Here is a 20190-nt window from a genome sequence, read left to right on the forward strand (position 1 = left end):
TGACAAAAGCGGGACGCGTGTCCCGCTTTTCGTTAACCGTTTTCTTCCGCTGTATCGCTCGTTTCCCCGTAGAACTGCTGACAGAAGGGCTTGCTGGCCCCCATTTTCTGTGACAGGCGGCTGGCGGTATCGTGCATCAACTGACGAATACCTTGCTCCCTGCGATCTTCCGTCAGTCGCGAGATGGGGCCGGTCAATGCCAGCGCCGCAATCAGTTTGTCATGAACGCCGAAGACGGGCATCGCAAACGCCGCGGTATGGGGATCGCGGGCACCTGCCGTGTAGAGCGGAAGCGCAGGCTCACCGCCCGACAGGGGCTCATTGAGGCCCCAATGGCGTAGAACCTTACTGATAGCAGAATCATCCAGCGGGAACTGAGTGCCGGGGAGATTGCTGTGACGGAGCCCATGTGAGGCTTCTGCCCGAAACAGGCACAGACGTTGTCCGCCTTCTAATACATACCAGCTGGCGCTCTCCTGGGAAGCCAGGGATAAGGCCTGTAGTTCAGGCTGCACCACCCGGGAAAGATGGAAAGACTGTTCATAAAGCTTACCGAGATAAAGCAGACGAGGACCAAGCGCATAATTGCCGTCATCATGTCTGACGACATAGTTCATCCGTTCAAGAGAGTTCATTAAGCGGTAAACCGTGGTTTTGTGGTAACCCGATAGCTGCGCCAGGGCGGTTAACGTCAGGCTTTCATCGCCAGGACGGAAGCAATCCAGTAAAGCCAGCGCCTTCTCAACCGCTACAACGCCTTCATTCCCCATCATTATCTCCTTTTCAGCCCGGCAGAGAGTGTACCTCAAATTTTGTGAGTCACTTCGTGTTTACATCACAAACCCCTTCTCAGGTCTGGCTAAAAGGAAAGCAACACCGCTATAGTTGTTTTGTATTGTACACCTGCATTGTACACAGTAAAACAATATGGAGAGAGTCATGTCCGTTTCTGAAAAATCATTGATAAACCGCCAGTTCGAACGCGTATCGGCTGAAGAGGTACGCCAGGCCGCCGAATATCAGGCAGCCATACTGGCGGATGTCGCCGGGCGCCGCGGTACGCTGCATGGACGAATCAAACCGTTGGCATCGCACATGTCCGTTGCGGGTCCGGCTGTTACCGTTGAGGTGCGTCCGGGAGATAATCTTGCCATTCATGCCGCGATGGCCGTTGCCCAGCCCGGCGATGTCCTGGTTGTCGATGGAAAAGGCGATCTGAGCTGCGCGCTACTGGGTGAAATCATGGCCACCCAGGCTCAGGCGAGCGGTATTGCAGGGATCATTATCGACGGAGCGGTACGTGACGCCGACACACTGAGCAAGGGTAACTATCCCGTTTTCTCTGCTGGTCTGAATCCCTGCGGCCCGACAAAGTCCATTTCTGGCCGGGTGAACCATCCCATTTCCGTTGCCGGGGCGACAGTGCATGCCGGAGATTTGGTAGTGGCCGATATCGACGGCGTGGTGGTGATCCCACGCGAGGAAGTTAAGCAGATTATCAGTCTGGCAAAAGGGAAGCTGGAGATGGAGACCAAACGTCTTGCTGCTATCCGTGAGGGCGATTTACGCCCACACTGGCTCAATGACGCGCTGCGTAAGGCGGGCATGCTGGCAGACGGGGAGACGCTGTAATGGCAAATAAGAAGGTGGTCCTGGTAACCGGGAGCGACCTGGCAGAGCAGGCCATGGCGATATTGCACGACTTTGAGGTGGTGTTTGCGGGTCGTCAGCCCACGGAGGATGAGCTGATTGCACTGTGTGAACAGCATAATCCGGTGGCAATACTGGTACGTTACGGCAAGATTAGCGCGAAAATCATGGATGCAGCACCAGCCCTGCAGGTTATTTCCAAGCACGGAAGCGGGATTGATGTGATAGACCAGGCGGCAGCGGCTGAGCGTAATATCGCCGTCCGCTCTGCACCGGGAGCTAACGCGGCGGCGGTGGCTGAACACACCTGGGCATTAATTCTCGCCTGCGCCAAATCGGTGGTATCGCTGGATACGCGACTGCGACAGGGGCACTGGGATAAAGCCACGCATAAATCCATCGAACTGGAAGGACTCACGCTGGGACTGATCGGGCTGGGGGCTATTGGCTCACGGGTAGCACAGATCGGTCACGTCTTTGGTATGCGGGTTCTTGCTTACGATCCCTATGCTCAATCAATGCCTTCCATATGCGAGCGTACTGATACTCTGACCGACCTACTTTCCCGTTCCGATGTGATTTCTTTGCATTGTCCGCTCACCGACGATAATCGGGGCATGATCAATACGAAAACGCTCGCATACGTTAAGCCAAACGCTATTCTGGTGAATACGGCACGCGGCGGCTTGATTGACGATCGGTCATTGCTCGCGGCGCTAGAGAATCGAACCTTGCACAGCGCGGGGCTGGACAGCTTTACCAGCGAACCACTGACCGCTCCGCACCTCTGGCAGGGGGTCGAGAACGTCATTATCTCTCCGCATATTGGCGGCGTCAGCGCAGCATCGTATATCAAAATGGGCACCGCGGCGGCCAGCAATATTGTAGACGTTGTAAGTGAAGCTGAAGAAACAACGCTTACCGCGAGCCGCTAATCCAAAATGAACTCCCTCAGGGCTTCTCTGCCAGCGCCTGCGCACACGCCCAGGCACTGGCCCACGCCCACTGGAAGTTATACCCGCCGAGCCAGCCGGTCACATCCATCACTTCACCGATGAAGTAGAGGCCCGGCACGTTGCGTGCCTCCATCGTGCGAGAGGAGAGCTCATTCGTGTCGACACCGCCCAGCGTGACCTCCGCCGTGCGGTAGCCTTCGGTGCCGTTGGGCTGCACGCGCCAGTTTGTCAGGGTCTCTACCAGCGTCTCCTGCTCGCGGCTGTTAAGCTGCTTAAGGGAAACATCCGGGATCTGCCCTAACCCCTGCAAACACTCCACCAGACGCTTCGGCAACTGCATCGCCAGGGTATTTTTCAGGCTCTGATTCGGGTGCGCCGCACGCTGTTCATTGAGGAACGCATCCAGATCGCACTCCGGCAGCAGGTTAACCGTGACGAACTCGCCCGGCTGCCAGTAGCTGGAGATTTGCAGCACCGCCGGGCCGGAGAGGCCGCGGTGGGTAAAGAGGAGGTTTTCGCGGAACACCGTTCCGTCTTCGGCGGTAATAACGGAAGGAACAGAAACGCCAGAAAGCGTCTGAAGCTGTTCCAGAAGCGGTTTGTGCAGAGTAAAAGGAACCAGTCCCGCACGCGTTGGCAGCACCTTCAGGCCAAACTGCTCGGCAATTTTGTAGCCGAACGGCGAGGCGCCCAGCCCCGGCATCGACAGACCGCCGCTGGCAATGACCAGGTTATCGGCGCTGACGCTTTCGCCGTTGAGCTGCAGCGTATAGCCCTGCTCGTCGCGGGATACGTCCAGCACCTCTGTACGCAGGCGCATTACCACGCCGCCCTTCTCGCACTCGGCCACCAGCATATCGACAATCTGCTGCGCGGAGTCGTCGCAGAACAGCTGCCCCAACGTCTTCTCATGCCACGCGATACCGTGCTTACCCACAAGATCGATAAAATCCCATTGGGTATAACGCGCCAGCGCAGATTTACAAAAATGGCGGTTCTGGCTCAGATAGGCCGCAGGTTCGACATACAGGTTCGTAAAGTTGCAGCGCCCGCCGCCAGACATCAGGATCTTGCGCCCAGGCTTTTTACCGTTATCCAGCAGCAGCACACGACGACCCGCCTGTCCGGCCATCGCCGCACAAAACATACCCGCCGCACCGGCGCCAATTACCACGGCATCAAACCTTTCCACGTCAAAACCCTCGTTGTTCACTGCCGCGGATTGTAAAGTTTCCTCTGTGGTCACACCAGCGTAAAAAGATATTACAAAGCCATTTCATTGAAATTTAAAGAATATCCTTTCAGGCACTTTTCCCAAATCAGGTGGTATGTCAAAAAAAGTCTATATTTCACTTTGCCCGCCGTGCATTTGTCCTGGATAATGCGCCGCGTTCATGTCCTCAAAATGGCGTAACGTCCTATGCTACATTTGTTTGCCGGCCTGGATTTACATACCGGGCTTTTATTATTGCTTGCTCTGGTTTTTGTACTGTTTTACGAAGCGATCAACGGCTTCCACGACACTGCAAACGCAGTAGCAACGGTTATCTACACTCGCGCAATGCGATCGCAACTGGCGGTCGTTATGGCGGCGGTATTTAACTTTTTTGGTGTCCTTCTGGGCGGACTGAGCGTTGCGTATGCCATTGTGCATATGCTGCCAACGGATCTGCTGCTTAACGTAAGTTCTGGCCATGGCCTCGCTATGGTGTTCTCAATGCTGCTTGCTGCAATTATCTGGAACCTTGGTACCTGGTATTTCGGCCTGCCTGCATCCAGTTCTCACACCCTCATCGGTGCCATTATCGGTATCGGGTTAACCAACGCCCTGATGACCGGCACCTCGGTTGTTGATGCGCTTAACCTGCCTAAAGTACTGGGTATTTTCGGTTCTCTGATCATCTCCCCTATCGTCGGTCTGGTGGTTGCGGGTGGATTGATTTTCATTCTGCGTCGCTACTGGAGCAACACGAAAAAACGTGCACGTATCCACCTGACGCCAGCAGAGCGTGAGAAGAAAGACGGCAAGAAAAAGCCACCATTCTGGACGCGTATCGCCCTGATCATTTCCGCCATCGGCGTGGCCTTCTCTCACGGCGCGAACGACGGGCAGAAAGGCATCGGTCTGGTGATGCTGGTTCTGATTGGCGTTGCACCGGCGGGCTTCGTGGTTAACATGAATGCCTCCGGTTATGAAATCACCCGTACCCGTGATGCGGTCAATAACGTTGAAACCTATTTCCAGCAGCACCCTGAACTGCTGAAAAAAGCGACCGGCGTTGACCAGCTGATCCCGTCGCCTGAAGCGGGTGCGACCACCGCGCCGGGCGAGTTCCATTGCCACCCGGCAAACGCGATTAACGCGCTGGAACGTGCGAAAGGCATGCTGGGCGATATCGAAAGCTACGACAAACTGGCCGTTGAGCAACGTGGTCAGCTGCGTCGCATTATGCTCTGCATCTCTGACGTGACCGACAAAGTCGCGAAGCTGCCAGACGTGAATGCTGACGACAAGCGTCTGCTGAAGAAACTGAAAAGCGATATGCTCAACACCATTGAGTACGCGCCAATCTGGATCATCATGGCTGTCGCGCTGGCACTGGGTATCGGTACGATGATTGGCTGGCGTCGTGTGGCAACCACCATCGGCGAGAAGATCGGTAAGAAAGGCATGACCTATGCGCAGGGCATGTCCGCGCAGATGACGGCGGCGGTCTCTATCGGTCTGGCAAGCTACACCGGTATGCCGGTCTCCACCACCCACGTACTCTCTTCGTCCGTGGCAGGTACCATGATTGTTGATGGCGGCGGTCTGCAACGCAAAACCGTGACCAACATTCTGATGGCCTGGGTGTTTACGCTTCCGGCGTCTATCCTGCTCTCGGGTGGGTTGTACTGGATTGCGCTGAAGCTGATTTAATTGGCTGAAGGCGACAAAAAAGCGGGTCAGGAAACTGACCCGCTTTTTTTATGCTCAGTGCCAAATCATTAAGGCAATCATACTGACGACGACCAGGCCACACAGGGCGCTGGTCAAAATGAACTGGCGACGCAGGCGCTCGCAGCGGCGGATAAACTCTTCATCGTGATGATCCCGGTAGCGCTGGTAGTAGATATACCCGACCAGGCGCATCTGTTTGCTGGGCTGTCCATGCGAGGTGAAGAACCCTCCACCGTCCACATACTGATAAAGCAACGGATCGCAACCACGAAGTACCACTAACAGCGCACGTAACGATGAGAAGTAGCGCGCCATATTCACTATGCAAACTACGCATAACGCCCAAAACAATGCGACGGTGCTAATCATACATCCTCCCCGGCGTCCGCCCACGAAGCAAGGCTTCTGAGCTACCGCACCCCAATGCCCTGACAGACAGTTCAGTGAAAGAATGACCAAAAGTCGATCCGGTTCGCGTTTTAATATCCGAACGGTTCATTAAATAGTGTAGGAGATCCGTTAATTTTTTTGCCACAAGGTTAATCGTTATCAACACCAAAGCTTGAAAAATATGTTTAACTGGGCCGTAATGAAAGCATCAGACGACGGCTTTCTGTTTAGTCATCGATAACTTAAGGAAGGAGTAACACTATGGCTTACAAACACATTCTCATCGCGGTAGACCTCTCCCCGGAGAGCAAAGTGCTGGTTGATAAAGCAGTATCCATGGCACGCCCTTACAACGCGAAAGTTTCGCTGATTCACGTTGATGTGAATTACTCCGACCTTTACACCGGTCTGATCGACGTGAATCTCGGCGATATGCAAAAACGCATCTCCGAAGAGACACACCACGCCCTGAGCGAGCTGTCCACCAACGCAGGTTACCCGATCACTGAAACCTTAAGCGGTAGCGGCGATCTGGGCCAGGTGCTGGTCGATGCGATTAAGAAATACGATATGGACCTGGTGGTTTGCGGTCATCACCAGGACTTCTGGAGCAAGCTGATGTCCTCAGCGCGTCAGCTGATCAATACCGTTCACGTGGATATGCTGATTGTTCCGCTGCGTGACGAAGAAGACGAGTAAGTGCAAAAAAGCCCGGTGGCGCTAACGCTTACCGGGCCTACAAATGGCACTGAACGTAGGCCGGGTAAGGCGAAGCCGCCACCCGGCTTTTTTATTCCGGCGTACCCGAATAAATATCAAACCGGTGCCCTTTGGTGGTCACCGCGTTGGTCGTCGCAACGTCCGCCAGCGGCGGCGCGTAGTCCGGGCGCTTCACCACCACCCGCTTCGTTGCAAGCTGACGGGCAGGCTCAAGCAGGCCGTCCGCATCCAGATCCGGCCCCACCAGCGACTGAAACACCCGCATCTCTTTTTTCACCAGCGCGCTTTTCTGCTTATGAGGGAACATCGGATCGAGATAGACCACCTGTGGGCGCGGGGTGATATCGGTCAATGCCGTCAGGCTGGAGGCGTGGATCAGCTGTAAACGTTCCTGAAACCAGGGGCCGATTTCCGGGTCCGTGTAGCCACGGGTCAGGCCGTCATCCAGCAACGCGGCCACCACCGGGTTGCGCTCCAGCATCCGCACGCGGCAGCCGACAGACGCCAGCACAAACGCATCGCGCCCCAGCCCCGCCGTGGCATCCACCACGTCCGGAAGATAGCTCCCTTTGATGCCGACGGCTTTTGCAACAGCCTCACCGCGGCCGCCGCCAAACTTGCGCCGGTGCGCCATCGCGCCCCCGACAAAATCGACAAAAATCCCGCCGAGTTTCGGTTCGTCGCGTTTACGTAATTCGAGATGCTCTGGCGTCATCACCAGCGCCATCAGGTTTTCTTCATCGTGCTCCAGCCCCCAACGGGCGGCCAGAACAGATAAGGCGCCGTCTCCGGCGCCTGTTTCATCCACTAAGCAGATCTTCACGTAGCAATCAGCCTTTGATCCCGTAATGCTCAAGCATCGCATCCAGCTGCGGCTCGCGGCCACGGAAGCGTTTGAACAGCTCCATCGGCTCTTCTGAGCCGCCGCGGGTCAGGATGTTATCGAGGAACGACTGACCGGTTTCACGGTTAAAAATCCCCTCTTCTTCAAAGCGAGAGAAAGCATCCGCCGCCAGGACATCGGCCCACAGGTAGCTGTAATAACCTGCCGCATAGCCGCCCGCGAAGATGTGGCTGAACGCGTGCGGGAAGCGACCCCAGGTTGGCCCTGGAATAACCGCGACCTGCTTTTTAATCTCAGCCAGGGTTTCGAGGATTTTTGCCCCCTGCTCCGGGCTAAACTCGGCGTGCAGGCGGAAGTCGAACAGGCCGAACTCCAGCTGGCGCAGAATAAACATTGCCGCCTGGTAGTTCTTGGCTGCCAGCATTTTATCCAGCAGTTCTTTCGGCAGCGGTTCACCGGTCTCGTAGTGGCCGGAGATAAACGCCAGCGCGTCCGGCTCCCAGCACCAGTTTTCCATAAACTGGCTCGGCAGCTCGACCGCATCCCACGGCACACCGCTAATACCGGCCACTCCTGCGGTTTCAATGCGGGTCAGCATATGGTGCAGACCGTGACCGAACTCATGGAACAGGGTGATCACTTCGTCGTGGGTGAACAGCGCCGGCTTGCCGTTGACCGGGCGGTTGAAGTTACAGGTCAGGTAAGCGACCGGCTTCTGCAGGGAACCGTCGGCTTTACGCATCTGGCCGACGCAGTCATCCATCCACGCCCCGCCGCGCTTGTTCTCACGCGCGTAGAGATCGAGGTAGAAGCTGCCGCGCAGTTCGTTTTTCTCGTCATACAATTCGAAGAAGCGCACGTCCGGATGCCAGACGTCGATATCGGTACGCTCTTTAGCGGTGATGCCGTAGATGCGTTTCACCACTTCGAACAGGCCATTAACGGCTTTGTTTTCCGGGAAGTACGGGCGCAGCTGCTCGTCGCTGATGCTGTAGAGGTGCTGCTTCTGTTTTTCGCTGTAATACGCGATGTCCCACGGCTGCAGCTCATCCACGCCGAACTCCGCTTTGGCGAAGGCGCGCAGCTGGGCCAGCTCTTTTTCACCCTGAGGACGGGCGCGTTTCGCCAGATCGGTCAGGAAATCGAGCACCTGCTGCGGGTTCTCGGCCATTTTGGTGGCGAGGGATTTGTCCGCGTAGCTGTCAAAGCCCAGCAGCTGTGCCAGCTCGTGACGCAGGGCGAGGATTTCCGCCATCACCGGGCTGTTATCCCACTTACCGGCATTCGGCCCCTGATCGGAGGCGCGGGTGCTGTAGGCGCGGTACATCTCTTCACGCAATGCCTGGTTGTCGCAGTAGGTCATCACCGGCAGATAGCTTGGGATATCCAGCGTTAACAGGAAACCTTCCTGCTCTTTCGCTTCGGCCTGGGCTTTTGCCGCCGCCAGTGCGCTTTCCGGCATACCCGCCAGCTCTGCTTCGTCGGTAATCAGCTTCGTCCAGCCCATGGTGGCGTCGAGCACGTTGTTGCTGTACTGGTTACCCAGCTCAGACAGGCGCGCCGCGATTTCGCCGTAGCGAACCTGCTTCTCTTTTGGCAGGCCAATTCCGGAAAGCTCGAAATCACGCAGGGCGTTATCGACGGATTTTTTCTGTGCGGTGTTCAGTTCGGCATAGTGGTCGCCGTCGCGCAGATCGCGATACGCCTTGTAGAGCCCTTCGTGCTGGCCGACCCAGGTGCTGTACTCGGAGAGCAGCGGCAGGGTTTGTTCGTAGGCTTCACGCAGCTCCGGGCTGTTTTTTACCGAGTTAAGGTGGCTTACCGGGGAGAAGATACGCCCCAGCACGTCATCCACTTCGGCCAGCGGCTGACACAGATTTTCCCAGGTGTACGGCCCACCCTGCGCGACCACGCTTTCTACCGCCGCGCGGCAGTTGTCCAGCGCTTGCGTAACGGCTGGAACCACATGCTCAGGGAGGATTTTAGAAAACGGTGGCAACGAAAAAGGCGTCAGTAATGGATTGGTCATAAACGCTGTCCTGTTGAATTTGATGAATGAAGCGCGCATCCGGCGCTGTGCATATGGTTCAGTAATGGGGTTAAGTGTAGAGGATTTCAATGCCGGGCGTTGCGCTTTCGCGGCCGTGGAAACTTTTCTGTATACTGTGGCGATACGCTCTATTTTTGCCCGATGGCGCTACGCTTATCGGGCCTACGTTGACTACCCGGAACACATTCATCCATGCTCAGTTATCGCCATAGCTTTCACGCAGGCAACCACGCCGACGTCCTCAAACACACCGTTCAGACCCTGATCATCGAATCACTCAAAGAGAAAGAGAAGCCGTTTCTTTATCTGGACACCCACGCGGGCGCGGGCCGCTATCAGCTGAGCGGCGAACACGCCGAGCGTACCGGTGAATATCTGGAAGGGATCGCCCGTATCTGGCAGCAGGACGATCTGCCTGCCGAACTGGAACCGTACATTGGTGTGGTGAATCATTTCAACCGCAACGGCCAGCTGCGCTACTACCCGGGCTCGCCATTGATTGCCCGTCAGCTGCTGCGTGAGCAGGACAGCCTGCAGTTGACCGAGCTGCACCCAAGCGATTTCCCGCTGCTGCGTTCTGAGTTTCAGAAAGACAGCCGCGCCCGCGTGGACAAAGCCGATGGCTACCTGCAGCTGAAAGCCAAACTGCCGCCGGTCTCCCGTCGCGGCCTGGTACTGATCGACCCGCCATACGAAATCAAAACCGACTATCAGGCGGTGGTCACCGGCATTAACGAAGGTTACAAACGTTTTGCGACCGGCACCTACGCCCTGTGGTACCCGGTGGTCCTGCGCGCGCAGATCAAGCGCATGATCAAAGATCTGGAAGCGACCGGCATCCGCAAAATCTTGCAGATTGAGCTGGCCGTCCGTCCGGACAGCGACCAGCGCGGCATGACCGCCTCCGGCATGATTGTCATTAACCCGCCATGGAAGCTCGAAGCGCAGATGAACAACGTTCTGCCATGGCTGCATAAAACGCTGGTACCTGCCGGGACAGGTCACGCCACCGTCAGCTGGATCGTGCCAGAGTAATCGCAGCCATCGGTGGAAACTATTGATTTCAGGTATACAATCGCGGCAATTCACGATTAAGGATAAAAGCTATGACTAAGCATTATGACTACATCGCAATCGGCGGCGGTAGCGGCGGCATCGCCTCCATCAACCGTGCGGCCATGTATGGCCAGAAGTGTGCGCTGATTGAAGCCAAAGCGCTGGGCGGCACCTGCGTCAACGTGGGTTGTGTACCGAAAAAGGTGATGTGGCATGCGGCGCAAATCCGTGAAGCCATCCATATGTATGGCCCGGACTACGGCTTTGACACCACGATCAACCACTTCGACTGGGAGAAGCTGATCGCCAGCCGTACCGCCTACATCGACCGCATTCACACCTCGTACGATAACGTGCTGGGTAAGAACAACGTAGATGTGATCCACGGCTTCGCCCGGTTTGTGGACGCGAAAACGATCGAAGTGAACGGGGAGACGATCACTGCCGATCATATCCTGATCGCTACCGGCGGCCGTCCGAGCCACCCGAACATCCCGGGTGCCGAATACGGCATCGACTCCGACGGTTTCTTCGAGCTGCCAGCCCTGCCAAAGCGCGTTGCGGTGGTGGGCGCGGGTTATATCGCGGTCGAGCTGGCCGGTGTGATTAACGGTCTGGGCGCTGAAGCGCACCTGTTCGTGCGTAAACATGCGCCGCTGCGCAGCTTTGATCCGCTGATCGTCGACACCTTAGTAGAAGTGATGAACACCGAAGGTCCAACCCTGCATACCAACGCCGTGCCAAAAGCGGTGATTAAAAATGCAGACGGCAGCCTGACCCTGGAGCTGGAAGATGGTCGCAGCCAAACCGTCGACTGCCTGATCTGGGCAATTGGCCGTGAACCGGTGACTGACAATCTGAATCTGGCGGCAACGGGGGTGGGAACCAACGCAAAAGGCTATATCGTCGTCGATAAATTCCAGAACACCAGCGTACCGGGCATTTACGCGGTGGGCGATAACACCGGTGCCGTTGAACTGACCCCGGTGGCCGTTGCGGCGGGGCGTCGCCTTTCCGAGCGTCTGTTCAACAACAAGCCGGACGAGCACCTGGATTACAGCAACATCCCGACCGTGGTCTTCAGCCACCCGCCTATCGGCACCGTCGGTTTAACCGAGCCGCAGGCGCGCGAGCAGTATGGCGACGATCAGGTGAAAGTGTATAAATCTGCGTTTACCGCGATGTATACCGCCGTCACCTCACACCGTCAGCCGTGCCGCATGAAGCTGGTCTGCGTGGGTCCGGAAGAGAAGATTATCGGTATCCACGGCATTGGTTTTGGCATGGATGAGATCCTGCAGGGCTTTGCGGTGGCGCTGAAGATGGGCGCGACGAAGAAAGACTTCGATAATACCGTGGCGATCCACCCGACCGCGGCCGAAGAGTTTGTGACCATGCGCTAGTCCTGATGCCCCTCCACTGAGGGGCATTCTTTTTTACATTCACAAATCGTTGCAAAACGAATGCTCCGAAAAGAGTGATCTACCGCACATATTCCTCCCCATCTACCGAAGCGAATGTCTACGCTTATAAGACGCCCGGATAAACCTGTCTTCAAGAACACCTAACCGGAGGTCCTTATCATTATGTTCAACCAGAAACTACAGGCTAACGAGAACATCGCGTTCGAGATCGCAGAAGAGCTGCGCTACGAGACCGATCCCTGCGAGTTGAAACTGGATGAGATGATTGAGGCGGAGCCGGAGCCAGAAATGATCGAGGGGCTACCCGCCTCCGATGCCCTGACCCCCGCTGACCGTTACCTTGAGCTGTTCGAACATGTGCAGTCAACAAGGCTGTTTGCGGATAGCAAAACCTTTCCCGACTGCGCGCCGAAGATGGATCCGCTGGATATTTTGATCCGCTATCGTAAGGTGCGACGCCACCGGGATTTCGACCTGCGCCAGTTCGTGGAGAATCACTTCTGGCTGCCCGAGACCTATAGCACGGAGTATGTGTCCGACCCGGGGCTGTCGCTTAAAGAGCATATCGACAGCCTGTGGCCCGTGCTGACGCGCGAGCCGCAGGATCATATTCCCTGGTCTTCCCTGCTAGCTCTGCCGCAGGCCTATATCGTCCCCGGCGGACGATTCAGTGAGACCTACTACTGGGATTCCTACTTCTCGATGCTGGGGCTGGCCGAGAGCGGCCGTAACGATCTGCTGAAGTGTATGGCGGATAACTTCGCGTGGCTGATCGAGCGTTACGGTCATATCCCGAACGGCAACCGAACCTACTACCTCAGCCGCTCCCAGCCGCCGGTCTTTGCCCTGATGGTTGAGCTGTTTGAAGAGGACGGGGTGCGCGGTGCGAAGCGCTACCTTGAGCACCTCAAAATGGAGCACGCCTTCTGGATGGACGGCGCGGAGTCGCTACTGCTGAATCAGGCCTATCGCAGCGCGGTGCGTATGCCGGATGGCTCATTGCTGAACCGCTACTGGGATGACCGTGACACTCCGCGCGACGAATCGTGGATTGAGGACGTGGAGACGGCCCGCCATTCCGGTCGACCACCCAATGAGGTGTATCGCGATCTGCGTGCAGGGGCGGCCTCCGGCTGGGATTACTCCTCCCGCTGGCTGCGCGAACCGGGCCGACTGGCCAGCATTCGCACCACGCAGTTTATCCCTATCGACCTGAACGCCTTCCTGTTCAAGCTGGAAAGCGCTATCGCCAATATCTCGGCGTCGAAAGGAGATAAGGAGACGGCTGACCTGTTCCGCCAGAAAGCCAGCGATCGCCGGGCAGCGGTGAACCGCTACCTGTGGGATGAAGAAAATGGCTGCTACCGCGATTACGACTGGCGTCGGGAAAATATGGCGCTGTTCTCTGCGGCGAGCATTGTGCCGCTGTATGTCGGAATGGCGACCCATGAGCAGGCAGAACGCTTGTCTGATGCGGTTAAATCACGTCTGCTCACCCCGGGCGGTATCCTGGCGACTGAGTACGAAACCGGCGAGCAGTGGGATAAACCCAATGGCTGGGCACCGCTGCAGTGGATGGCCATTCAGGGCTTCAAGCAGTACGGCAACGACTCGCTGGGCGATGAGATCGCCTGGAGTTGGCTGCACACGGTGAATCATTTTTATAAGACTCACCATAAGCTGATTGAGAAGTATCACATCGCCAGCAGTACCCCACGCGAAGGGGGCGGCGGTGAGTATCCATTGCAGGATGGCTTTGGCTGGACGAATGGCGTGGTGCGGCGGTTGATTGGGTTGTATGGGGAGCCTTGAGTGGGGTGCGGTCTGGTGCCCTCACCCCGCCCTCTCCCACCGGGAGAGGGCGTTACGATCAGCGGATCACCTCATAAATGGCAGACTGAATAGCCTGCCATTTTTTTGTGCTGGCATTCGGCTGTGACTCGGCGCGGCGCGTTGCCATATCCAAATCGTGCTGCTGGCGTTTCACCACGGCCGGGACGGTACAAAACGCTTTCAGGTACTGTTTACGCAGGGATGTCAGCGATTCGCCATTCGCCATGGCATGGGTGAGCGTATTGATAAACCGGCGGCACGGCTTCTCTTCCACCATGTGCTGTCGGTAGCGCAACATCAGCTCCAGCACGTCGTCATGGTTGGATGACATCGCCTCTTCCGTCCATGAGAGCTTCCAGTCCATTCCACCCTGCAAAAAGAGCTGCGCAATGCGGGTGTCGTTGCGGTTGATGGCCGAGCGGAAATTATTCTCGTCCCAGGTAATGCCCATGCGCGTCAGCGTCTCCCGCGAGGAGGGCGTTTCCCGCATCTCCTGCGGCGCAGGCGTTTCGGTGGCGGCCACCGCGGTCTCTGCTGGCGAGCTGCTGGTCACCAGCCAGAATCCTCCCACAACAATCGCAATGACCATCACGCCCACTGCGCCCCATAACACGCCGGAGATGAGCTGCTCGCGTTGTTCTGGCGTGCGCGGGGCGCGCTGGGTCGGTTTTTCGATGGTGTCACGGACTTCAAATAAATCCCCGCCGGTGACCCGATCCCTTTTCTGTGCTTTTTCCCAGAAAGCGTGCAGTTCGCTGGCATCCACCGCCATTATCCCGGCCGGGTTGACGCGGGTTCGCCCCTCTTCAAACGCACGCTGTACGGGCCGGGTGATCTGGGTGTAGTAGTTGTCGAGTAGCTGGATTTGCGCCGAGGTTAACGCTTTCTGAACGGTAAGGTTGTTGCGGATCTGGCGGATGTCATCAAGGAAGGTTTGCAGCGTTTTGCGCGGCTCCACCAGCAGCGTCAGCATGGACGGATCGCTGAACAGCGACGCGTAGTAGCGGCTGTACTCTTTTTTATCCACCAGCATCTGGGCCAGCTCGCTGAACATCATGCCGCTTAGCACATCGTTGATGTCGCCAAGCTTTAGCCAGCGCCGCACGCGGTCAGCGTTAAACAGGGTCTTCAGATGGTTGTTCAGACGGACCTGATCGGGCCACGCCTGCTGGATAAGCCCTTTAATCATCAGTTCAATTGCACGCACCTGCTTGTGCGCCTGCTGCTGTTCAAGATCGCTGCCCGGCGCCAGCTCGGTACTGTAGGTGAGAAGAGGCTGTTGCAGACGAAGATGTTCCAGCGCGGTGACAAACCGCATTGCCGCAATAAGCTGATTTTCACTGACATCCTGCCCGCTTTCATACTGCGGTACGCGCTGCTGCAACAGGCGCAGTTGCAGGGTAAATTCTGACATCTCGGCATCGTTAAGGTTGAGCTTCTTCGCCACGGCCCCCCATCCGCCCAGGCCTAAACGGGCGCTATCCAGCTGCTCCAGAAACCAGCGTGGATCTTTTCCCTCAGAAACATGTACATTCAGGAGAAGCAATATTTCCACAGAGGCCTGACGAATGACCGCCAGACAGTGTTCAAACTGTTCGCGGTTATGGTGTGATGTGCTGAGCGTCATTGTTTTCCTTAAAAGACCACGAAAACATCCAAAAGGGGCCCGGAACGGCCGTTTTTCTTTTTATTTATACGCGCTTAACCATACCTGACTTTCTGTTGAAATAAAGTGACAGTCCTAAAATCATTTATATTGTTTCAGGAGAATCTGAATGCCTCAGCTAACCACCTCGCGTCTTATCTGCTCGCCGTTACAGGAAGATGACTGGCCCTTTTTTCTGGCGCTACAGCAAGACCCGGATGTGATGCGCTTTGTCGCGCAGGATCGCACTGTGGCGGACATTCGTGAGGCCTTCGACTCCCGACTGACGCCATGGACGCCCGGCTGCATGCACTGGCTCTGCCTCGTGGTTCGCGATAACGCCAGCCAGACTCCGCTGGGGGTGACCGGCTACAAACACCACGAAGCAGATTGCGCCGAAGTCGGTTTCCTTTTCGCTCCCGCGGCCCAGGGAAAAGGCTACGGCTTTGAATCCCTGCAGGCACTCTGTGATTATGCCTTCCACCAGGGGGGGATCCGCCGCCTCACCGCCACCGTCACGGCAGGGAATATCGCCTCCCGGCGTCTGCTGGAAAAAGCCCGCTTCCGGCTGGAGGGTGAGCTGCGTGAGAGCTATTACCTTGGCGGCCGCTGGCATAATGACTGGCTATTCGGTTTATTACAGCGCGACTATCTGGAAAATATCAGCTGAGCAACGGCCATTTGGCGGATATGTTTCGTGCCGTATTTCCTCTACAGTAGTGTCTGAAAGAGGAAAATACCATGTTGAAGCTATCTTCTGCTGCCGTTGAATTAATTAAAAAACAGCAAGGGCTGTCTCTGGAAAAATACCGTGATGAGCACGGTACTGAGGTTATTGGGTATGGTCACGTTATTCAGCAATGGGAGAAGTTCCATGGTCTTATTACCGTTGCTGAAGCAGAGCGCTTGTTAGATAACGATATTCAGATTTATGAGACGTTAATTCAGGAAAATATCGCCCAGTCATTAACGCAACACCAGCACGATGCGCTGGTGTTGTTAATGTTCAGTTTTAGTGACACACCGTGTCCGATAAACGCCATCGCTCAGGCGGTGAGCCGGGTATAGCACATTGCCGCCTGCGTGCGATTTTTTACATCCAGCCGCCGGAAAAGTGACTCCAGATGGGCCTTTACCGTTGCCGCACTGATATTGAGCGTGCGGCCAATCTCTTTATTCGACTCCCCGGCGGCCAGTAACTTGAGCACTTCACGCTGGCGCTCGCTTAAGGATAACAACGCCTGGTGTGACGCCTGCTGCGCAAGCCATTCGCCGGGAAAACAGACCATCCCCCGGGAGACCGAATCCAGCACTGCGGCAAACCGCTCGGGACTGGCATTACGGGGAATAATCGCCTTCACGTTGCGCTGAAACATCTGTTCAGCCCATCGGGTCTCTTTTTTCGTCAGCACCATCACGACACGTATCGCAGGGAAACGCGTGATAATGTCTTTCAGAAAGCTGATGCCCTCATTCTGAATTAATGCGCCGTCAATCATGACGATAGCGGATGGCGACGCGGACAACTGCGCCCATAATTCATCTGCCTGACGGGTTCCTGTCATATTTATTTCAGGAATTAACGTCTGCAAACTGTTTATCGCTCCATGAATAAATATCGACTGCCTGTCAAACATGATTACTCGCATCGTTTTTCTCCCTCTGAGAATAGCGAGGGGGGATTGTATAGAGGCGTTATTTGAGAAAAAACTCAATGAACGGAGAGGTTACAAATTCATCGCCGTTCTTTATATCTGCCCGTATCTGGACACATCTCTTTTAAGGATTTCCTTAAGAGGTTCCGTCCCCTTAAGGAGGCGTATTACAGGAACATCCCACCAGACACTTCAATACGTTGCGCATTCATCCAGCCCAGTTTATCGCTGAGCAGCGCGGCGATGGCATCACCAATATCATCCGGCAGGCCAACACGCCCCAGCGCAGTTTGCGACGCAAGCAACTGATTAAGCTGCGCGTCATCGCGTACGCGTCCGCCGCCAAAATCGGTCTCAATTGCCCCCGGCGCGATGATATTGACGGAGATCCCGCGTGCGCCCAGCTCTTTGGCCTGATAGCGGGTCAGTACTTCCATCGCCCCTTTCATGGCCGCATAGGTCGCGGAGCCTGGCTGTGTAAAACGCGCCAGCCCGCTGGAGACGTTGAGGATCCGTCCGCCATCTTTCAACAACGGCAGCAGGCGCTGGGTCAGGAAAAACGGCCCTTTTAAATGTACATTCATTACCTCATCGAACTGCGCTTCTGTCGTCTCGGTATAGGGGGCGTATAAACCCGTTCCGGCATTGTTCAATAAATAATCAAAGGTATCACGCTGCCAGACGGTTCGGAGAGTTTCCTGCAACTGTTGAGCAAAATGTTCGAAATGGGTGATATCTCCGACGTTAAGCTGTAATGCCGCCGCGTTTACCCCTTTTCCCTGAATTTCTTGCACAACATCCAGCGCATCCTGCTGATTGTGATGATAAGTCAGGACAATACCTGTTCCCTCTGCTGCCAGCTTCAGGGCTGCGTTTTTACCCAAACCACGGCTACCACCGGTCACTAAAGCGATACGTTCAGTCATAAGAAACCTCATTTCGGTTGTCAGGGAGATTGAGAAAGAGCTTATTAGCTGATAGAAGATCAATAAAGATGTGACAGAACGCTTCACTGTTTCATTTACAACAACAATGAGCGCTACCGATGGATAAAATTAACGCAATGCAGTTGTTTGTTCGGGTCGCGGAGCTGGAGAGTTTTTCCCGCGCAGCGGAGACGTTGACCCTGCCAAGAGGCAGCGTGTCGCGGCAGATTCAGGCGCTGGAAAATCGCCTGGGCACCCAACTGCTGCACCGCACCACGCGCCGCGTCAGCCTCACGCAGGACGGCATGGTCTATTACGAACGGGCAAAAGATCTGCTGGCGAACCTTGATGAACTGGACGGTATGTTCCAGCACGATCCCTCCAGTATCAGCGGGCGGCTACGCGTCGATATGCCGGTGGGGGTTGCACGAAATTTAGTCATTCCCAAACTGCCTGCGTTTTTGCAGCAGTATCCGGGTATTGAACTGGAGCTCAGCAGCAGCGATCGTCTGGTGGATGTGATCCGCGAGGGGTTCGACTGTGTGGTGCGCGTCGGCACCCTGAAAGATTCCGGGCTTATCGCCCGCCCACTGGGCAAGCTTACGGTTATCAACTGCGCCAGCACGGATTATCTGACGCGGTTTGGTTATCCGGAAACGCTGGACGATTTGGCCTCACATGCGGTAATCCACTACGCCGCGATGCTGGGCACGCGCCCGCAGGGCTTTGAGTTTTATAACGGCAGTGCGACCCAGTGGGTTAAAACGGGCGGCGTCTTAACGGTCAACAGTACCGAGACGTACCATGCCGCCTGCATCGCCGGGCTGGGTATTATCCAGGTTCCCCGCGTGGGCGTTCGTGATTCTCTGCGCACGAAAAAGCTGATTGAAGTTCTGCCGCAATACCGGGCTGAACCCATGCCGGTTTCCCTGATTTACCCCCACCGCCGTAACCTTTCCCGCCGGGTACACCTGTTTATGGAGTGGCTTACGGAAATCACAAAAGCTTACGTGGATTAGTCGCAAGCTATAATTCAATGACATCCAGCTCAACGAAAAGGAAAAAACGCGTGACGCCGGAAAATAACCCGCAACGACCGACTCAACAATTAGATTATGATCCCATCAAGAAGATGGAGACCGGGCCCGAAGAGCCCAGCACACCCGGCAAAGCCAGCAAAGCGCTGGGGACGGTCACTACGCTGGCGGAGAGAGTTCAGCAGATCCCCATGATTGCGCACCTGATACGCGCCGCGGAACGTTTCAACGACCGGATGGGAAATCAGTTTGGTGCAGCGATTACCTATTTTTCCTTTTTGTCGATGATCCCGATCCTGATGGTCTCGTTCGCGGCGGCCGGTTTTGTGCTCGCGTCTCATCCGACGCTGCTGCAGGATATTTTCAATAAGATCCTGAATAACGTCAGTGACCCGACCCTCGCCACCACGCTAAAAAGCACCATCAATACTGCCGTGCAGCAGCGCACCACGGTGGGTATTGTCGGTTTGCTGATTGCGCTCTATTCCGGTGTGAACTGGATGGGTAACCTGCGCGAGGCCATTCGCGCCCAGTCGCGCGAGGTATGGGAGCGTAAGCCTCAGGATCAGGAGAAAATTTGGGTTAAGTATTTCCGCGATTTTGTTTCGCTGATTGGTCTGCTGGTGGCGCTGGTCGTCACGCTCTCCATCACCTCGGTCGCCGGTTCCGCGCAGCAGATGATTATCTCCGCGCTCTATCTTGATTACATCGACTGGCTCAAGCCTGCGTGGCGCGGCATCGGGCTGGCGATTTCCATTTTCGCCAACTACCTGCTGTTCTTCTGGATCTTCTGGCGCTTGCCGCGTCATCGTCCGCGCAAAAAAGCGCTGATCCGCGGAACACTGCTCGCGGCAATAGGCTTTGAGGTTATTAAGATCGTTATGACTTATACCCTGCCGTCACTGGTGAAATCCCCTTCTGGCGCCGCGTTTGGCTCCGTTCTGGGGCTGATGGCGTTCTTCTACTTCTTCGCCCGCCTGACGCTGTTCTGCGCGGCGTGGATTGCCACCGCCGAATACAAAGGCGACACGCGCATGCCGGGGAAAACACACCGCTAATTCCC

19 protein-coding genes are annotated in these 20190 nt (G+C 56.0%); 11 read left to right on the forward strand and 8 right to left on the reverse strand.

The genetic code is table 11. The annotated features are described in order from the left end of the window. Positions 1 to 32: 32 nt before the first annotated feature. The gene (locus ACQG22_RS22300; RefSeq protein WP_040020775.1) at positions 33 to 770 is read right to left on the reverse strand and encodes an IclR family transcriptional regulator; all 738 of its coding nucleotides are present in this window, start codon (positions 768 to 770) and stop codon (positions 33 to 35) included. Positions 771 to 939: 169 nt separating this feature from the next. On the opposite strand from ACQG22_RS22300, the gene ACQG22_RS22305 reads away from it, so the two are divergent. After that, positions 940 to 1632 carry an RraA family protein gene (locus ACQG22_RS22305; RefSeq protein ID WP_013099185.1) on the forward strand — a complete coding sequence of 231 codons (693 nt, stop codon included), beginning with the start codon at positions 940 to 942 and terminating at the stop codon, positions 1630 to 1632. Next, on the forward strand, positions 1632 to 2585 hold the full coding sequence (locus ACQG22_RS22310; protein WP_045294873.1) for an NAD(P)-dependent oxidoreductase: 954 nt from the start codon (positions 1632 to 1634) through the stop codon (positions 2583 to 2585). The genes ACQG22_RS22305 and ACQG22_RS22310 overlap by 1 nt, the downstream gene beginning before the upstream one ends. A gap of 16 nt (positions 2586 to 2601) precedes the next feature. Here the strand turns inward: ACQG22_RS22310 and ACQG22_RS22315 are convergent, their stop codons facing one another. Beyond that, positions 2602 to 3798 (reverse strand): NAD(P)/FAD-dependent oxidoreductase, encoded by a 1197-nt coding sequence (locus ACQG22_RS22315; RefSeq protein ID WP_038983950.1) that lies wholly within the window; start codon positions 3796 to 3798, stop codon positions 2602 to 2604. A 228-nt stretch (positions 3799 to 4026) separates the two neighbouring features. On the opposite strand from ACQG22_RS22315, the gene pitA reads away from it, so the two are divergent. Continuing rightward, positions 4027 to 5526: an inorganic phosphate transporter PitA gene (pitA, locus tag ACQG22_RS22320; RefSeq protein ID WP_013099193.1), complete on the forward strand. Its 1500-nt coding sequence runs from the start codon at positions 4027 to 4029 to the stop codon at positions 5524 to 5526. A gap of 54 nt (positions 5527 to 5580) precedes the next feature. On the opposite strand, the gene uspB is transcribed toward pitA, so the two are convergent. Beyond that, positions 5581 to 5916 carry a universal stress protein UspB gene (gene uspB / locus ACQG22_RS22325; RefSeq protein WP_003861224.1) on the reverse strand — a complete coding sequence of 112 codons (336 nt, stop codon included), beginning with the start codon at positions 5914 to 5916 and terminating at the stop codon, positions 5581 to 5583. Between the two features lie 282 nt (positions 5917 to 6198). Between uspB and uspA the strand changes: the two genes are divergently transcribed. Continuing rightward, complete coding sequence (gene uspA / locus ACQG22_RS22330; RefSeq protein ID WP_003861223.1) at positions 6199 to 6636, forward strand: universal stress protein UspA; 438 nt, start codon at positions 6199 to 6201, stop codon at positions 6634 to 6636. A 91-nt stretch (positions 6637 to 6727) separates the two neighbouring features. Here uspA and rsmJ read toward each other — a convergent pair whose 3' ends face one another. Continuing rightward, positions 6728 to 7480 carry a 16S rRNA (guanine(1516)-N(2))-methyltransferase RsmJ gene (gene rsmJ / locus ACQG22_RS22335; protein ID WP_369706713.1) on the reverse strand — a complete coding sequence of 251 codons (753 nt, stop codon included), beginning with the start codon at positions 7478 to 7480 and terminating at the stop codon, positions 6728 to 6730. Between the two features lie 7 nt (positions 7481 to 7487). Continuing rightward, positions 7488 to 9530, reverse strand: a complete 2043-nt coding sequence (gene prlC, locus ACQG22_RS22340) for an oligopeptidase A (RefSeq protein WP_013099196.1) — start codon at positions 9528 to 9530, stop codon at positions 7488 to 7490. Between the two features lie 213 nt (positions 9531 to 9743). On the opposite strand from prlC, the gene ACQG22_RS22345 reads away from it, so the two are divergent. The 3 genes from ACQG22_RS22345 to ACQG22_RS22355 all read left to right on the forward strand — a co-directional run bounded on the left by ACQG22_RS22345 (position 9744) and on the right by ACQG22_RS22355 (position 13843). Further along, positions 9744 to 10586, forward strand: a complete 843-nt coding sequence (locus tag ACQG22_RS22345; RefSeq protein WP_369706712.1) for a 23S rRNA (adenine(2030)-N(6))-methyltransferase RlmJ — start codon at positions 9744 to 9746, stop codon at positions 10584 to 10586. A gap of 71 nt (positions 10587 to 10657) precedes the next feature. Further along, positions 10658 to 12010 (forward strand): glutathione-disulfide reductase, encoded by a 1353-nt coding sequence (gene gorA, locus ACQG22_RS22350; RefSeq protein ID WP_149897019.1) that lies wholly within the window; start codon positions 10658 to 10660, stop codon positions 12008 to 12010. Positions 12011 to 12193: 183 nt separating this feature from the next. Beyond that, the gene (locus ACQG22_RS22355) at positions 12194 to 13843 is read left to right on the forward strand and encodes an alpha,alpha-trehalase (protein ID WP_013099199.1); all 1650 of its coding nucleotides are present in this window, start codon (positions 12194 to 12196) and stop codon (positions 13841 to 13843) included. Positions 13844 to 13901: 58 nt separating this feature from the next. Here the strand turns inward: ACQG22_RS22355 and ACQG22_RS22360 are convergent, their stop codons facing one another. Beyond that, positions 13902 to 15491 carry an STY4199 family HEPN domain-containing protein gene (locus tag ACQG22_RS22360; protein WP_094916687.1) on the reverse strand — a complete coding sequence of 530 codons (1590 nt, stop codon included), beginning with the start codon at positions 15489 to 15491 and terminating at the stop codon, positions 13902 to 13904. A gap of 148 nt (positions 15492 to 15639) precedes the next feature. Here ACQG22_RS22360 and ACQG22_RS22365 point away from each other — a divergent pair, with 148 nt between their 5' ends. Then, positions 15640 to 16179 carry a GNAT family N-acetyltransferase gene (locus tag ACQG22_RS22365; RefSeq protein WP_038983930.1) on the forward strand — a complete coding sequence of 180 codons (540 nt, stop codon included), beginning with the start codon at positions 15640 to 15642 and terminating at the stop codon, positions 16177 to 16179. Between the two features lie 71 nt (positions 16180 to 16250). Further along, positions 16251 to 16577, forward strand: a complete 327-nt coding sequence (locus tag ACQG22_RS22370; protein WP_369706711.1) for a glycoside hydrolase family protein — start codon at positions 16251 to 16253, stop codon at positions 16575 to 16577. On the opposite strand, the gene ACQG22_RS22375 is transcribed toward ACQG22_RS22370, so the two are convergent. Both ACQG22_RS22375 and ACQG22_RS22380 read right to left on the reverse strand, forming a co-directional pair. Continuing rightward, on the reverse strand, positions 16556 to 17158 hold the full coding sequence (locus ACQG22_RS22375) for a helix-turn-helix transcriptional regulator (RefSeq protein WP_038420781.1): 603 nt from the start codon (positions 17156 to 17158) through the stop codon (positions 16556 to 16558). The genes ACQG22_RS22370 and ACQG22_RS22375 overlap by 22 nt on opposite strands. A 173-nt stretch (positions 17159 to 17331) precedes the next feature. Continuing rightward, entirely contained in the window at positions 17332 to 18090 is a 759-nt protein-coding gene (locus tag ACQG22_RS22380; RefSeq protein WP_020686105.1) for an SDR family NAD(P)-dependent oxidoreductase, read from the reverse strand. Between the two features lie 119 nt (positions 18091 to 18209). Between ACQG22_RS22380 and ACQG22_RS22385 the strand changes: the two genes are divergently transcribed. Together ACQG22_RS22385 and yhjD are read left to right on the forward strand one after the other, a co-directional pair. Next, positions 18210 to 19109 (forward strand): LysR family transcriptional regulator, encoded by a 900-nt coding sequence (locus tag ACQG22_RS22385; RefSeq protein ID WP_029883692.1) that lies wholly within the window; start codon positions 18210 to 18212, stop codon positions 19107 to 19109. A gap of 50 nt (positions 19110 to 19159) precedes the next feature. Then, the gene (gene yhjD, locus ACQG22_RS22390; RefSeq protein ID WP_013099206.1) at positions 19160 to 20185 is read left to right on the forward strand and encodes an inner membrane protein YhjD; all 1026 of its coding nucleotides are present in this window, start codon (positions 19160 to 19162) and stop codon (positions 20183 to 20185) included. Positions 20186 to 20190 lie beyond the last annotated feature (5 nt).

The organism is Enterobacter cloacae complex sp. 309I3 (genome assembly GCF_050031595.1).
Taxonomy (GTDB): domain Bacteria; phylum Pseudomonadota; class Gammaproteobacteria; order Enterobacterales; family Enterobacteriaceae; genus Enterobacter; species Enterobacter cloacae.

Coding starts and splice junctions, on each gene's coding strand:
- pitA (WP_013099193.1), top strand. CDS start 4,027: ATGCTACATTTGTTTGCCGGCCTGGATTTACATACCGGGCTTTTATTA.
- uspA (WP_003861223.1), top strand. CDS start 6,199: ATGGCTTACAAACACATTCTCATCGCGGTAGACCTCTCCCCGGAGAGC.
- ACQG22_RS22380 (WP_020686105.1), bottom strand. CDS start 18,090: ATGACTGAACGTATCGCTTTAGTGACCGGTGGTAGCCGTGGTTTGGGT.
- ACQG22_RS22310 (WP_045294873.1), top strand. CDS start 1,632: ATGGCAAATAAGAAGGTGGTCCTGGTAACCGGGAGCGACCTGGCAGAG.
- ACQG22_RS22375 (WP_038420781.1), bottom strand. CDS start 17,158: ATGCGAGTAATCATGTTTGACAGGCAGTCGATATTTATTCATGGAGCG.
- uspB (WP_003861224.1), bottom strand. CDS start 5,916: ATGATTAGCACCGTCGCATTGTTTTGGGCGTTATGCGTAGTTTGCATA.
- ACQG22_RS22385 (WP_029883692.1), top strand. CDS start 18,210: ATGGATAAAATTAACGCAATGCAGTTGTTTGTTCGGGTCGCGGAGCTG.
- ACQG22_RS22345 (WP_369706712.1), top strand. CDS start 9,744: ATGCTCAGTTATCGCCATAGCTTTCACGCAGGCAACCACGCCGACGTC.
- gorA (WP_149897019.1), top strand. CDS start 10,658: ATGACTAAGCATTATGACTACATCGCAATCGGCGGCGGTAGCGGCGGC.
- ACQG22_RS22365 (WP_038983930.1), top strand. CDS start 15,640: ATGCCTCAGCTAACCACCTCGCGTCTTATCTGCTCGCCGTTACAGGAA.
- ACQG22_RS22360 (WP_094916687.1), bottom strand. CDS start 15,491: ATGACGCTCAGCACATCACACCATAACCGCGAACAGTTTGAACACTGT.
- prlC (WP_013099196.1), bottom strand. CDS start 9,530: ATGACCAATCCATTACTGACGCCTTTTTCGTTGCCACCGTTTTCTAAA.
- ACQG22_RS22305 (WP_013099185.1), top strand. CDS start 940: ATGTCCGTTTCTGAAAAATCATTGATAAACCGCCAGTTCGAACGCGTA.
- ACQG22_RS22300 (WP_040020775.1), bottom strand. CDS start 770: ATGGGGAATGAAGGCGTTGTAGCGGTTGAGAAGGCGCTGGCTTTACTG.
- ACQG22_RS22370 (WP_369706711.1), top strand. CDS start 16,251: ATGTTGAAGCTATCTTCTGCTGCCGTTGAATTAATTAAAAAACAGCAA.
- ACQG22_RS22355 (WP_013099199.1), top strand. CDS start 12,194: ATGTTCAACCAGAAACTACAGGCTAACGAGAACATCGCGTTCGAGATC.